Raw genomic sequence first — 13,581 nt, 5'->3', positions numbered from 1 at the left:
AATTAAACATAGGAGGGCTTAACTTGAAAAGTTTACATATTTTAGCGGGCGGATTGTTCGTCACGCTGCTCGCCGGCTGCAGCGGTGAAAATGCAGCGCAGAACGTTTTTGATGAATGGGAAGAAGCGGTAGCTGCAGAACAGGACGCAGAAGAAGTTCAGCAGCCGCTCAGTGAACAGGAAACACAGGAGACCGAGCTTTATAACGAAATGCTTGAGATTTCGGAGGTGGAGGACATTGCACCCCTTTCGGAGGAGGCTGTATCTTCTGCGGAGGAGCGGCGTTCATTAATGGATCAGGAAAGAGAAATTATCCAGTCCTCCTATGAGCAGTTCCAGGAGGCAGAGGATGCTGTTGCTGAACTGGATGAAGAGCTGCAGAGTTCTGCAGAAAGTGTCCAGAATGCGATGGATGAGCGCTTCAGCGCGTATGAAACATTATATGAACAGTATATTGCATCAATCGATGAGGATCAGCGCCTGTATCAGATGGTTGCTGATGAGGAAGTAGAAGTAGAAGAACTTCAGGCACAGCATGAAGCAGTAAATGCCTCCTATGATGAAGTAGAAAACGCCAACGAAACGTTTAACGAAGCTACAGAAACATTCAATCAGGAAAAACTTTCGTTTTATGAGGAAGCAGAATTGAATGTAGCTGTGAGTGAAGAGGAATAATACAAAAGCGGTGTCCTGATTTTTCAGGGGGCCGCTTTTTTATTATGCAGTTTCTCTGAGGAGGAGATAGGAAATACAAGCCCGCGGATAAATTCCTTAAGTCAGATATGTATAGAGGAGCAGCAAAAAGGGTATAGCGGAAAAGGGTTCCGTGTTCAGGAACGTCAGCAGTATAACAGCCTATCCTCCAGTATTGATACAGCCGGGAAATGGAATGTGAATAAGTAAACAATAATTTTTCGGTTTATTTGTTGAATTACTAGTCAAAAGCGTTGACTTAACGAAAAAAATTCGTGTAAACTAGGTAACGTAATCAACGGGTTGTATTACTCTTTTTTGATTTGAACTTACTACAGAAGACGGGGAGGAAGCTTCTGCTTCCGGAACCGAATTTAAAAATGAGGTGAAGATTCTCATGGAGAAAACGAAAGAGCTCCAGCAGGTCGAAGATCAATTTGAAATGTTTCAAATACTTGATGAGAAAGGGAAGGTCGTAAATAAAGATGCAATGCCGGACCTTTCCGATGAGCAATTGAAAGAAATGATGACACGCATGGTATACACACGTATCTGGGATCAACGCGCGATTTCCTTAAACCGTCAGGGACGTCTAGGCTTCTACGCACCGGTTGCCGGTCAGGAAGCATCTATGATTGGTTCCCAGTATGCACTGGACAAAAAGGACTGGATCCTTCCGGGCTACCGTGACATTCCACAGATTTACTATCACGGACTACCGCTCCACCAGGCATTTCTATGGTCCCGCGGCCACTTCCAGGGTGGACAGATGCCTGAAGGTGTTCGTGTCATGATGCCTCAAATCATTATTGGTGCACAGATTACACAGACTGCCGGTGTTGCAATGGGTCTTCAGAAAGATGGCGAAAAGCAGATTGCTATTACTTACACTGGTGACGGCGGTGCATCACAGGGTGATTTCTATGAAGGTATGAATTTTGCCGGTGCCTATAACCTTCCAGCCGTTTTTGTTGTACAGAACAACCGGTTTGCTATTTCTGTACCGGTGGAAAAGCAGTCAGCTGCTAAAACAATTGCCCAGAAAGCTGTAGCTGCCGGTATTCACGGTCAGCAGGTGGACGGGATGGACATTCTTGCTGTTTATGCAGCAACGAAGGATGCCCGCGACCGCGGTATTGAAGGCAACGGCCCAACACTTCTTGAACTTCTCACGTACCGCTATGGTCCACATACGATGGCCGGAGATGATCCAACGCGTTACAGAACGTCGGATGAAGATGATGAGTGGGAAAAGAAAGATCCGCTTGTCCGTTTCCGCAAATTCCTTGAAAGCAAAAAAATCTGGTCTGAAGAGGAAGAAGACAAAATCGTTGAGCAGGCGAAGGAAGACGTAAAAGCCGCGATTAAAGAAGCGGACAGCGCGCCTAAACAAAAAGTTACAGATCTTATCGATATCACGTATTCCGATGCTCAGCCGGAATCGCTGAAAGAACAGCGCGAACAATTTGAGAAGAAGGAGTCGAAGTAAGCTATGGCGCAGATGACGATGATTCAGGCCATTACCGATGCTATGCGTAATGAGCTGAAAAACGATGAAAAAGTACTTGTCTACGGAGAAGATGTCGGTCAGAACGGCGGCGTATTCCGTGCCACTGACGGACTGCAGAAAGAGTTTGGTGAAGACCGTGTCTTCGATACGCCGCTTGCGGAATCCGGAATCGGCGGACTCGCCCACGGATTGAGCCTGACAGGCTACCGTTCTGTAATGGAGCTTCAGTTCTTCGGCTTTGTATTCGAAGCGTTCGACAGCATTGCCGGTCAGATGGCCCGCCTGCACTACCGTTCCGGAGGTGTCTACAACGCACCGGTAACGATCCGTTCCCCGTTTGGCGGAGGTGTTAAAACACCTGAAATGCACGCTGACAGTCTGGAAGGTCTCATGGCACAGACTCCCGGTCTGAAAGTAGTTATTCCTTCCAATCCTTACGATGCAAAGGGACTGCTTATCTCCGCGATCCGCGACAATGATCCGGTTGTTTATCTGGAGCACATGAAGCTTTACCGCTCTTTCCGTGAAGAAGTGCCGGAAGAAGAATACACGATTCCTCTTGGAAAAGCGGATGTGAAACGGGAAGGTACAGATATCACGATTGTCTCCTACGGTGCTATGGTGCAGACTTCTCTAAAAGCTGCGGAAAAGCTGGAGAAAGACGGAATTTCTGCGGAAATTATCGATCTCCGCACTGTCAGCCCGATTGACATTGAAACAATCATTGAATCTGTGAAAAAGACTAATCGTGCAATGGTCGTTCAGGAAGCACAGAAACAGGCCGGAATTGCTGCTAACGTTGTTGCAGAAATCAATGACCGCGCCATCCTTTCTCTGGAAGCGCCGGTAGGACGGGTAACAGCAGCTGATACGGTATTCCCATTTGCAGCTGCTGAGGATACGTGGCTTCCGAATGAAAAAGACGTTGCCGCGAAAGCGAAAGAAATTATCGAATTTTAATGGCTCGGGCCGTCCCAGTATGACTCGGACGGCTCGAACCGCATTTTTACATCCGAAATAGATTCGCAGAAATAACATTTAGAAATGGAGGCTTATCCATGGCATATGAATTTAAACTTCCGGATATCGGGGAAGGTATTCACGAGGGTGAAATTGTAAAATGGGAAGTGAAAGAAGGCGACGAAGTTCAGGAAGATGACATTCTGTGTGAAGTACAGAATGACAAGGCTGTCGTTGAAATTCCATCTCCGGTGGAAGGGAAAGTACAGAAAATTCATGTCGATGAAGGAACGGTAACGACCGTGGGCGAAGTTATTATTACGTTTGAAACGGACGCTGTACCGCCTGAAGAGGATGAAGACGAAGATGAGGACGACAGCAGCAAAGAAGAGGAAGCTGCTGAAGAATCTGCAGAGGAAACGGACACGAAAAAGGAAGATTCCGAATCCACAGAAGCTCCTGCTGCAAAAGAAGATGACGGCTCCAGAGTCATCGCTATGCCTTCTGTACGTAAATATGCCCGCGAAAAAGACGTGAACATCCGCCAGGTACAGGGCTCCGGGAAAAATGGCCGTGTTCTCCGTGAGGACATTGATGCATTTGCATCCGGAGAACAGAGTGCACCTGCTGCATCTGAAGCGAAAGAAGAGAGTGCAGGAAAAGAAGCTGCATCTGTTCCTTCCTATCAGCCGGCAGAAGGCGAAATGGAAACACGCGAGAAGATGTCCGGAATGCGCAAGGCGATCTCGAAGGCGATGGTTAATTCCAAGCATACAGCGCCGCACGTAACATTAATGGATGAGATTGATGTGTCTGCACTGGTTGATCACCGCAAGCAGTTTAAGCCGGTTGCAGAAGAAAAAGGTATTAAACTGACGTATCTTCCATACGTTGTAAAAGCACTGACAAGCGCCGTCCGCGAATTCCCTATGATGAACACATCTCTGGATGACGCGTCGGAAGAGATTGTCCACAAGCATTATTACAACATCGGTATTGCAGCAGATACAGAAAAAGGACTGCTCGTACCAGTTGTGAAAAATACAGACCGGAAGTCCATCTTCAAGATTTCCGATGAAATTAATGAACTTGCCGGAAAAGCACGCGACGGCAAACTTGCATCTGAAGAAATGAAAGGTGCTTCTATTACAATCACCAATATCGGCTCTGCCGGCGGCCAGTGGTTTACACCGGTCATCAATCACCCTGAAGTTGCGATTCTCGGTCTCGGCCGTATCGCTGAAAAAGCAATCGTAAAAGACGGCGAAGTCGTAGTTGCTCCGGTTCTTGCCTTGTCATTAAGCTTCGATCATCGTATCATTGATGGTGCGACTGCTCAGTATGCAATGAACCATATTAAGCGTCTGCTTAACGATCCACAATTACTTGTAATGGAGGGGTAACACATGGTAGTAGGAGATTTCCCAGTTGAAGTGGATACGCTCGTCATCGGCTCCGGTCCAGGAGGCTATGTAGCAGCCATCCGCGCAGCACAGCTCGGTCAAAAAGTAACGATTGTAGAAAAAGACAACATGGGCGGCGTATGCCTGAATGTCGGCTGCATTCCATCAAAAGCACTGATCGAAGCGGGCCACCGTTTCCATAATGCAAACAATTCCGACGACATGGGTATTTCTGTTGGAGATGTGAAGCTTGACTTCAGCAAAGTACAGAAATGGAAAGGCTCCGTCGTGGACAAACTTACCGGAGGCGTCGAAGGCCTTCTGAAAGGCAACGATGTTGATATCGTCCGTGGTGAAGCATACTTCGTAGATGATTCCACCGTAAAAATTATGGACGATAAGTCGTCCCAGACGTATAAATTCAACAACTGTATCGTAGCAACGGGATCCCGTCCTATCGAGCTTCCAAACTTTAAGTTCAAGGAAGGAAAAGTCGTTTCGTCCACTGGTGCACTTCAGCTGGAAGAAGTACCGGAAAAAATGGTCGTCATCGGCGGCGGTTATATCGGCGTAGAGCTCGGTTCCGCCTACGCTGATCTCGGTTCAGAAGTAACGATTCTGGAAGGAACAAAGCAGATTCTTCCAGGGTTTGAAAAGCAGATGAGTCAGCTTGTTTCCAAGCGCTTAAAAGGAAAAGGCGTAACGATTGAGACGGAAGCTTTTGCACAGGAAATGGAAGAAACAAAAGACGGTGTGAAAGTGAAAGCAGAAATAAAAGGCAAGACCGAAGAATTTGAAGCGAATGTTCTTCTTGTTACTGTCGGTCGTAAGCCGAACACAGATGAGCTCGGTCTGGAACAGGCGGGAATTGAGCTGGATGATAAAGGCCTGGTACAGATTGACAAGCAGTGCCGTACATCTGCTTCAACCATCTATGCCATCGGTGACATCGTTTCCGGCCCGGCCCTGGCACACAAAGCTTCCTATGAAGCGAAAGTGGCTGCAGAAGCGATTTCCGGTGAGCCTGCTGAAATCGACTACACAGCTATTCCGGAAGTCGTATTCTCCGGCCCGGAACTGGCTCAGGTTGGTCTTACAGAGCAGCAGGCGAAGGATGAAGGCTATGATGTAACAGCATCTAAATTCCCTTTCCAGGCGAATGGACGTGCCCTGTCACTGAATGAATCAGAAGGGTTCATGAAGATGGTTACACGCAAGGACGATGGTCTTGTTCTCGGCGTACAGATTGCAGGACACAATGCGTCTGACATGATCTCAGAAGCCTGTGTTGCTATTGAAGGCGGCATGACGGCGGAAGATCTGGCACTCACAATTCACGCACATCCATCTCTTGGTGAAATTACGATGGAAACAGCGGAAGTAGCACTCGGAATGCCGGTACACATTGTAAAATAAAGAGCATAGCCAAGAAATATGGCGCAGGCAGCTTATTCTGTCTGCGCCATATTTGTGTCGATCTATAAGCTTTAACCATTAACAACGCTCCGTTTAAAGACGTACTGCCCATTTCTTCCTGAATCTTCAAAAGAGATAGGATTCCGGATGTGATGTGTGCTAAAATACGCTATGGAACGAAAAATGCAAAGGACGTGACATCATGAAGAAAAGGTGGATGCTATCTGCAGTAATTCTTGCTGCTGGATGCAGTGCAGACAATGAGGGCGCTGCAGAGGCGGAAAACAATGTACATACAAATACTGAGACCGCTCCCGATGAGAATAACAGCGCTGCCGAAGAGTTAAATGAAACAAACGATGCTGAAGATAACAGTGAAGAGGAAGAGCTGGAGATAGAGGACGAAGAGGAAAATGAGGAAGGAAAAGACGAAGAAGAATCAGACGGTGAAGAAGATATGGAGGAACCAGAAACTCCCGCCTATTCGCTGCAGGGTGACAGCAGTATTGCCCCGCTCGAAGAAGGAGCAGAGAATAATGCGGTTCTTTTGACAATTGATGATGCACCGGATCAGCATGCCGTTGAAATGGCCGAAACACTGGCTGAGCTGGATGCAGGCGCTATTTTCTTTGTAAACGGCCACTTCCTCGAAGGTGAAGAGAAAGAGGAAATGCTTCAGCATATTCACGAACTCGGATTTGAGATCGGAAATCATACGATGACACACCCGAATCTTCGTGATGTAACGGAAGGAGAGACAGAAGAGGAAATAATCGCTCTCAATGACCGGATTGAAGAAATTATCGGGGAGAGACCCCGCTTTTTCCGCGCCCCATTTGGTGTAAATACTGATAAATCGGAAGAAGTTGTAGAAACAGAAGGTATGCAGAGCATGAACTGGACATACGGTTATGATTTTGAAGCAGATTATATGGAGGCTGAAGCGCTAGAGGAAATAATGGTGGAAACAGAGCTTCTCCGCGGTGGGGCCAATCTGCTGATGCATGATCGCTCGTTTACGCTGGAAGCACTTCCCGGCATCGTGGAAGGCCTGAGGGAGAAAGGATACGAGATCGTTGATGTTCGTGATATTGAATGAAGCGATTTTGGGTGATTCCGGTATTGATGCTGGCAGCCTGCCAGAGTGAATCGGCAGAAAGCGAGCCGGTTAATGCGGATAAAAAAGATACAGCGAAAGAAGAAAAAGAATCTCCTGTGCCTTCATATGAACTTCTGACGAATGACGGAATGATACCTGTTGAAGAGCTGGAGAAACTGGAAGCTGACGTCGAAGTAAACGATATACACCGAACGATTGACGTGACTGCAGGAGAAAACCTGTACCGCTTTATCGAGGGCGTACCGGTAATGGAGGAGAACGGTCTATATTATCCACTGCCGGCAAATCCAGTAGAGGCAGCGGAAAGTCCATCTTTCTCGCCGGCGGCAGTGGAGGAAATGCTCGGTGCAGAGCTGATTGAATCAGAGGCTGGGTACGAAACGACTGCCGTATTTTCCAAGGAACGCAGTGGAGAGGAACCGCCGGATTTAGATTCGATGACTGTAGAAGAGATGAGTGAACATCTTTCCTTTTTAGATTATGCGATCGAAGATGCTTCGGTAAGTACCATTGAAGGCCACCTGCCGGGTGCCCCAAGAGAATACCGTAATGGTTTCCATGAAGGAATTGACTATTACGGCTATGCTTCCGGAACGGGCATCGATACAACCACTGAAGTTCTTGGGATGGCAGAAGGGGTAGTAGTCCGCGCAGACACGGAGTTTGAGGACTATGCGTCTGAAGAGGAAAGAAATGAAGAACTTGCAGTCGCAGCAGAAGCGGAGGAGACGCCCGAATATATTCTGGACCGCCTCCGCGGAATGCAGGTGTGGGTACAGTATGACAATGGTGTGATGATCCGCTTTGCCCATCTGCATGATATAGCAGAGGGTATTGAGACCGGTGTGGAAATTACGAGCGAAACAGTGATCGGCTACGTCGGAAACTCTGGAACAAGCAGTGCACTTGAAGGAGAGTCAGGTGATCTGCATCTCCATAAAGATCTACTCGTTTACGGAGATTTTTTCTGGGAGCCATTCTCTCTTGAAGAGACCTCTCAGATTCTGCAGAATGTGTGGCCGTAAAGAGAATAATATGGAAAGGACGTAGGCGGAAGGATTCGCCTGCGTCCTTTTCTTTTATCGACTTTGGAATCAATTCTACGGAACCGCAGAATTATTTTGAACAATTAGACAAAGTACGACACGATTTTAAAAATGTATGTGATACGATACGATGTACACACGGTTTATTGGGGAAAATAGAAAAATGGTGGTGATAGATATGAAAAAATCAGATTTTCTTGATGATCTTCGCCTGGAAATTGGTTTAGCTTACGATTATGCCTGTGATCAGGAGGATTTCATCGTCCGGATAATGAATGTTATTTACGCAGCCGGTCAGCGGAACAACTCTTTACGTGTATATCAATGCAGTGGAACAAGCCGCAGGCTAATCTACTCAATTGGCAGAGAAAGAGAGAAAACCCGGAAAGCAGAATTTGGTGACGGCTTTTTGTTCGGGGACAGAGAAAATATTATTTCCCACGTACAGCGGGGGCAGGAAACGGTTCTTCACATCCCGATTTTTGATAAAGAAAAGCCTGCCTATTTAATAACATTCTGTCTTCACAGCAGCGAATACACTATTTCCCGCCAGGATATGATCTTCGCTCAGGAAATCGTTCATTTTATCGAATCCCGGCAGTCTATGTTTCACTAAATGACACAAATAGATGAAGACAACCGTTCGTGCATACCGTGCATGAGCGGTTGTCTATTTTTCATATCAAATCCCTTCATTGAAATAATTTCAGAATTTTCATATAATAGAATCAGGAGGTGTCGTTATGTCTATTTACAGAGAGCTGTACAATGTTTCTGAGAAAGCAGACGTTCAGTTCACCGGCGTTGATATCGCAGGCGACCGATATGATTTTGCGATCCTTTATACGAGCATGTTTTATGGGAAAAGTCTCGTTATCTGTATGCATACCGGCAGGCAGACCCTTCTTGAATACGAGCATTTAGACGATATTTCGAACTTATCAGGTATGCTGCATGTTGATGATGAAGAAGATATGGAAATTCTAGCTTCTTTTTTAAAAGAAGTTATGCGGCCCCACACAGCACGTCCGCCCGCTACTGTTACCCGATAAAAGCACACGTGATAAACAAATAAGCCGTCCCTCAATAAAAGGAACGGCTTATTTGTATGGAGAAAGGAATTTATTCAACGCATGAGAAGGAGCCTTGACTGTTAAATAATCGCCCGGTGCTCTTTTATTACTTTAATATACTCCAGCGTGCTGTCTTCCGGTCCCTGCACAGGAAGGCCGGAGTGGAAATTCGTAAATACATAATCGATGTTTTTCTGCTCAATAATTTCCCCGGGGATGAAAATAGGAATACCTGGAGGGTAGACCATTACAAACTCGGCACTGGTTCTGCCGGCAGCTTCTTGAAAACGGATCGTTTCTGTTTCTGCATAAAATGCCTCACGCGGCGAAAGAGAGAGTGTAGGGATGTTCGGAATTTCTACATTCCAGCCGTTCTCCTCCCACGTTCTGGCCGGCAGAAAGTGCCGGCTCAGCTGCTCAAGCCCTCTCAGCAGTATTTGAGTCGTTGAATCGTCGTCAGCGAAGGTGATTACGCAGAGTATGTTATACAGATCCGACAGTTCGACTTCAATATCCGCCTGTTCTCTCAGCCATACTTCTGCATCATAGCCTGATATACCAAGCTCTTTGACAGAGATAATTAATTTTGTTTCATCAAGGTCGTACCTTGCTTCTCCATTAAGCATTTCTCTGCCGGGCGAGTGAAGGCCGGGAATCTGATTTACTGACGTCCGCAGGTGCCGGGACAACGATAAAATGCGCTCCATTTCCGTCGTACCATTTACTGCAAGATGTCTTCTCGCTGTGTCGAGTGAAGCAAGCAGTATATAGGATGTTGAAGTGGTCGTCAGCATGCTGATAACAGACTGCACTCTGGATGGCGAGACGAGGGTTCCCTGCACGTTCAGTACGGAGCTCTGTGTCATAGAACCTCCCAGCTTATGAACGCTTGTTGCTGCAAGGTCACAGCCTGCCTGCATCGCAGACACAGGGTATTCGTCATGAAAATGGATATGGACGCCATGTGCTTCATCCACCAGGACGGGAATATTGTAGGAATGGGCTGTTTTCGTAACGGCTGTTAAATCACATGCTGTACCGAAGTACGTAGGATTGATGACGAGGAGAGCTTTAGCATCAGGATGCGCTTGAATGGCACGTTCTACAGTAGCCGTGGAGACGCCGTGGGAAATGCCAAGCTCCTCATCAAGCTCAGGATGGATAAACACCGGCGAGGCTCCGCTGAAAATGATGGCTGACATGATAGATTTATGTACGTTTCTTGGTACGATAATTTTGTCGTCCGGACCGCACACACTCATAATCATCGTCATGATCGCGCCGCTGGTGCCCTGCACGGAGAAAAACGTATAATCTGCGCCAAAAGCATCTGCAGCGAGAGTCTGCGCTTCGTCAATCATTCCATGGGGGTGATGGAGATCATCCAGCGGCGCGATATTAATTAAATCTATATCCAGCGCATTCGGTCCAATGAAGTCCCTGAATTCGCTGTCCATGCCTTTTCCCCGTTTGTGTCCGGGTATGTGAAAAGGGGTGGTGCGTCGTTTCTGGTGATTTAGAAGCCCTTCGAATAATGGGGCACGCTCGTGGTTTATCATTCATGTTCCTCCTAGAAATATACCCTTTCTTGTTTGCACCAAGTGGAAACAAGAGGTAGTATATCAGACAGGGAAGTAAATGAACAGATAAATGAGGTGAGGAAGTGTCAGAAGAAATTTCTTATCCGCTTTCTCTGGACTGGTCCACAGAGGAAGTAGTTGATGTCATACACTTTTTTGAGGCAGTGGAAGCAGCTTATGAGAATGAAATATCATCTGAGGACGTTCTCGAGCGGTACCGCCGGTTTAAAAAAGTCGTTCCATCTAAGTCGGAGGAAAAACAGGTGTTCCGTCAATTCGAAGAACAGTCCGGATATGTGCCGTACCGGGTGGTGAAGCAGGCGGGAAGCGCAGACAAAGTAAGGATGACTAAATAGTGTATAGAAGTTACGCAGGCAGTGAATGAACGTAACGTGCTGCTGAAGTTTACCGCAGTTGGTGTTTGATCCGGCTGTTTTATAAAGCACACGCAAATAAACCGAACGATCTCAATAAGCTTTAAGGAGCTTTAAGAGGTCGTTCGGTTTATTTTGTGTAACTGCATTATTCAGTACGAGCGCTTTTCTTCCGCGGAAGTATGGCTCAGGCGCTCTGGTAATATAATGCGAGGCTTTCTTCATACATTGGCATGAGCTCATCAAAAATCTGCTCCACCTTTTCAAGAAAAGCCGGTCCGTCCTGAAGAACTTCTTCACTGTAGCAGAACGTTCTTCCGAGAAGAATCTCCGCTTTTTTAACTTTTTGAAGCCTCTGAAACATGTCAGCTAACTCTTCTTTTGACAGCTCTTCATGCACAAGTGTATCCGGTTTTGTATGATCTACGCTCCATTCAAAGTAAGAAGGAGTTTCCCTATAGATCTCCTCAAGCTGCTTTTCGAAACGGTGCCCGAGGTCTTCTTTGACCGGAGATTCATATATCACGGCAAACCAGATAAATACATGGGAACCAAAAAGGCCTATTTGAAAATGGGGCAGTTTTTTATACCCGCGGTTATTCGGGCAGAATGCCACCCACGTATCATCAGGAGGGTTTACTTTTCTTCTGGCATGTTTTGCAACGTGGTAATACATCTGCTCACCGGTTTTTTCGGTGAGCACCTCTTTAAAATGTTCTCCAAGCTGTTCGAGTTTGGGGCGGATCGTGGTTTTGAGTGCATCCATGCGTTCATCCAGACCGTCCACTGCAAAAACATCAAAGTCTTTTTCCTGAAATCCTGAGAAACTCATTTTCCCACCGTCCTTTTTCTTAAGTACAAATTTATTGTAGCAGAGGCGGCAGAAGAAACAAAATAATCCCTCTGAAAAGGTGGGCAGCGGAAAAGTAATTTCAAAAGCGCTTCATAATCAGGTTTATTATCTATGAAAATGTGGAAAATAGAAACTAACAATAGAAAGTAGTTGCAAAATTCCGATAAATCGACTAACCTGTTATTAACTCAATTTTCTTTCTTCTTTCTTAAGACTAAAAAATCCGGTTGCCTAACGGAGAAAAAGGGGTGCGAATCATGGAGAAGGTCATTCAAACGTTGAAGAGAAAAGATGGGGAGCGTCGTATCCCTGTGCTGAAGCTGGAAATAGATTATGAGCTGCAGACACTTTTCGACGCAATGCAGGCAGAGGAATTGGAGCAGGTGCAGCTGAGTAAAGCAAAGCTGGAGGAACTGCGTGGTGAATGGCTTCGTCTCGAAGCTTAGCCCGCATAACTGATCTGATCCTGTCTGAACAAGTACACATTCCCCTTCATGATCAATGTCATGAAGGGATTTTTACGGGCCTTCCTTCTCCAGGGCCCCTTTTTTTATGGAGCCCGCTTTATTGCGGGAGACAGAAAAACATGGTATAAGAGAGAGACTATATTAAAAAGGATGTGCTTTCCATGGACCGTTCGTATGTCATTGAAAAAGCAACAGCGTACATAAAAGAGGCGCAGACTTATATAAAAGAAAAGGTAAATACTGAGTACGGGATTGATACCAAAGCAAACAAAGATGATCTCGTTACAGACGTGGATAAAAGTGTTGAGGCTCTCTTTCAGCAGCGGATCAACGAAGAGTTTCCCGGACACCGCCTGATGGGGGAAGAAGGATCTCACGAAAATATTCATGATCTGGATGGTGTTGTGTGGATTCTCGATCCGATCGACGGCACGGTCAATTTCGTGCATATGGGAACAAACTTTGCCATTTCGCTCGGTATTTTTGAAAATGGAAAGCCGGTTTACGGCGTTGTTCTCGATGTCATGAACGATGAGTGGTTTACGGCAGAAGCGGGGCAGGGAGCCTATTTAAACGGCAGAAAGCTCCAGAAGCTAAATCCGGTTCCGCTGGAAAAGGCCCTTGTCAGCTTTAATACCGGCTGGATGCTGAAAGATGAAAAACTGCGTGAAGTTGTCCGCACTGTTAGAGGGACAAGGTCCTACGGCTCCGCTGCCATTGAGCTTGCCTATGTAGCAGCAGGCAGGCTGGATGCATATATCAGTTTTCACCTGGCACCCTGGGATATTGCTGGAGGGTGTATCCTGATCGAAGAAACGGGAGGCATCGCGACGAACTATAAAGGAGAGCCGCTGGATTTCCTCGAAAAAGACACCTTGTTTGCAGCGAATCCGGCTGTTTATAAAGAACTGCGTGAGGCACTGAAAATCACTATATGATCTACAAAAAGAAACAGGCAGACCTGAACGGGCAGGCCACTGAAAAAGTCTCTATTAAAGAAACTCTCTACATGGAGAGTTTCTTTTTTTATTACACAATTTGATATGCGAACAGACACTTTAACCTTTTCAATTAGTGAAATCAGACT

General features: G+C 46.4%; 14 protein-coding genes. 12 read left to right on the top strand and 2 right to left on the bottom strand.

The window, feature by feature from the left end:
• Positions 1-23: 23 nt before the first annotated feature.
• The 9 genes from C6I21_RS12730 to C6I21_RS12690 all read left to right on the top strand — a co-directional run bounded on the left by C6I21_RS12730 (position 24) and on the right by C6I21_RS12690 (position 9,199).
• Positions 24-674, top strand: a complete 651-nt coding sequence (locus tag C6I21_RS12730; protein WP_181186241.1) for a YkyA family protein — start codon at positions 24-26, stop codon at positions 672-674.
• Positions 675-1,089: 415 nt separating this feature from the next.
• Positions 1,090-2,181 (top strand): pyruvate dehydrogenase (acetyl-transferring) E1 component subunit alpha, encoded by a 1,092-nt coding sequence (gene pdhA, locus C6I21_RS12725; protein WP_105959870.1) that lies wholly within the window; start codon positions 1,090-1,092, stop codon positions 2,179-2,181.
• 3 nt (positions 2,182-2,184) lie between these two features.
• A complete protein-coding gene (locus C6I21_RS12720; RefSeq protein ID WP_105959869.1) occupies positions 2,185-3,162 on the top strand; it encodes an alpha-ketoacid dehydrogenase subunit beta in 978 nt (325 codons plus the stop codon).
• 98 nt (positions 3,163-3,260) lie between these two features.
• On the top strand, positions 3,261-4,565 hold the full coding sequence (locus C6I21_RS12715; protein ID WP_105959868.1) for a dihydrolipoamide acetyltransferase family protein: 1,305 nt from the start codon (positions 3,261-3,263) through the stop codon (positions 4,563-4,565).
• Positions 4,566-4,568: 3 nt separating this feature from the next.
• Positions 4,569-5,981 carry a dihydrolipoyl dehydrogenase gene (gene lpdA, locus C6I21_RS12710; RefSeq protein WP_105959867.1) on the top strand — a complete coding sequence of 471 codons (1,413 nt, stop codon included), beginning with the start codon at positions 4,569-4,571 and terminating at the stop codon, positions 5,979-5,981.
• 217 nt (positions 5,982-6,198) lie between these two features.
• Complete coding sequence (locus C6I21_RS12705; RefSeq protein WP_245411638.1) at positions 6,199-7,080, top strand: polysaccharide deacetylase family protein; 882 nt, start codon at positions 6,199-6,201, stop codon at positions 7,078-7,080.
• Positions 7,077-8,126, top strand: a complete 1,050-nt coding sequence (locus C6I21_RS12700) for a M23 family metallopeptidase (RefSeq protein WP_105959865.1) — start codon at positions 7,077-7,079, stop codon at positions 8,124-8,126. Before C6I21_RS12705 ends, C6I21_RS12700 begins: the two co-directional genes overlap by 4 nt.
• 199 nt (positions 8,127-8,325) lie before the next feature.
• On the top strand, positions 8,326-8,763 hold the full coding sequence (locus tag C6I21_RS12695; RefSeq protein ID WP_105959864.1) for a hypothetical protein: 438 nt from the start codon (positions 8,326-8,328) through the stop codon (positions 8,761-8,763).
• A 127-nt stretch (positions 8,764-8,890) separates the two neighbouring features.
• Positions 8,891-9,199, top strand: coding sequence for an SAV0927 family protein (locus tag C6I21_RS12690; RefSeq protein ID WP_105959863.1), 309 nt, complete (start codon positions 8,891-8,893; stop codon positions 9,197-9,199).
• A gap of 101 nt (positions 9,200-9,300) precedes the next feature.
• Here C6I21_RS12690 and C6I21_RS12685 read toward each other — a convergent pair whose 3' ends face one another.
• The gene (locus C6I21_RS12685; RefSeq protein WP_425352507.1) at positions 9,301-10,776 is read right to left on the bottom strand and encodes an aminotransferase class I/II-fold pyridoxal phosphate-dependent enzyme; all 1,476 of its coding nucleotides are present in this window, start codon (positions 10,774-10,776) and stop codon (positions 9,301-9,303) included.
• Between the two features lie 107 nt (positions 10,777-10,883).
• Here C6I21_RS12685 and C6I21_RS12680 point away from each other — a divergent pair, with 107 nt between their 5' ends.
• Complete coding sequence (locus tag C6I21_RS12680; RefSeq protein ID WP_105959861.1) at positions 10,884-11,156, top strand: UPF0223 family protein; 273 nt, start codon at positions 10,884-10,886, stop codon at positions 11,154-11,156.
• Positions 11,157-11,361: 205 nt separating this feature from the next.
• Here the strand turns inward: C6I21_RS12680 and C6I21_RS12675 are convergent, their stop codons facing one another.
• Positions 11,362-12,006 carry a YktB family protein gene (locus C6I21_RS12675; protein WP_105959860.1) on the bottom strand — a complete coding sequence of 215 codons (645 nt, stop codon included), beginning with the start codon at positions 12,004-12,006 and terminating at the stop codon, positions 11,362-11,364.
• A 278-nt stretch (positions 12,007-12,284) separates the two neighbouring features.
• On the opposite strand from C6I21_RS12675, the gene C6I21_RS12670 reads away from it, so the two are divergent.
• Complete coding sequence (locus tag C6I21_RS12670) at positions 12,285-12,473, top strand: hypothetical protein (RefSeq protein ID WP_105959859.1); 189 nt, start codon at positions 12,285-12,287, stop codon at positions 12,471-12,473.
• A 182-nt stretch (positions 12,474-12,655) separates the two neighbouring features.
• A complete protein-coding gene (locus C6I21_RS12665) occupies positions 12,656-13,432 on the top strand; it encodes an inositol monophosphatase family protein (RefSeq protein WP_105959858.1) in 777 nt (258 codons plus the stop codon).
• Positions 13,433-13,581 lie beyond the last annotated feature (149 nt).

The sequence above is a fragment of the Alkalicoccus urumqiensis genome (genome assembly GCF_002993335.1).
GTDB classification, from domain to species: Bacteria; Bacillota; Bacilli; order Bacillales; family Salisediminibacteriaceae; genus Alkalicoccus; species Alkalicoccus urumqiensis.
The sequence above is the reverse complement of the archived record's forward strand: the minus strand, read 5'-3'. Positions and strand labels throughout refer to the sequence as shown.

Coding starts and splice junctions, on each gene's coding strand:
- pdhA (WP_105959870.1), top strand. CDS start 1,090: ATGGAGAAAACGAAAGAGCTCCAGCAGGTCGAAGATCAATTTGAAATG.
- C6I21_RS12720 (WP_105959869.1), top strand. CDS start 2,185: ATGGCGCAGATGACGATGATTCAGGCCATTACCGATGCTATGCGTAAT.
- C6I21_RS12715 (WP_105959868.1), top strand. CDS start 3,261: ATGGCATATGAATTTAAACTTCCGGATATCGGGGAAGGTATTCACGAG.
- lpdA (WP_105959867.1), top strand. CDS start 4,569: ATGGTAGTAGGAGATTTCCCAGTTGAAGTGGATACGCTCGTCATCGGC.
- C6I21_RS12705 (WP_245411638.1), top strand. CDS start 6,199: ATGCTATCTGCAGTAATTCTTGCTGCTGGATGCAGTGCAGACAATGAG.
- C6I21_RS12700 (WP_105959865.1), top strand. CDS start 7,077: ATGAAGCGATTTTGGGTGATTCCGGTATTGATGCTGGCAGCCTGCCAG.
- C6I21_RS12695 (WP_105959864.1), top strand. CDS start 8,326: ATGAAAAAATCAGATTTTCTTGATGATCTTCGCCTGGAAATTGGTTTA.
- C6I21_RS12690 (WP_105959863.1), top strand. CDS start 8,891: ATGTCTATTTACAGAGAGCTGTACAATGTTTCTGAGAAAGCAGACGTT.
- C6I21_RS12675 (WP_105959860.1), bottom strand. CDS start 12,006: ATGAGTTTCTCAGGATTTCAGGAAAAAGACTTTGATGTTTTTGCAGTG.
- C6I21_RS12670 (WP_105959859.1), top strand. CDS start 12,285: ATGGAGAAGGTCATTCAAACGTTGAAGAGAAAAGATGGGGAGCGTCGT.
- C6I21_RS12665 (WP_105959858.1), top strand. CDS start 12,656: ATGGACCGTTCGTATGTCATTGAAAAAGCAACAGCGTACATAAAAGAG.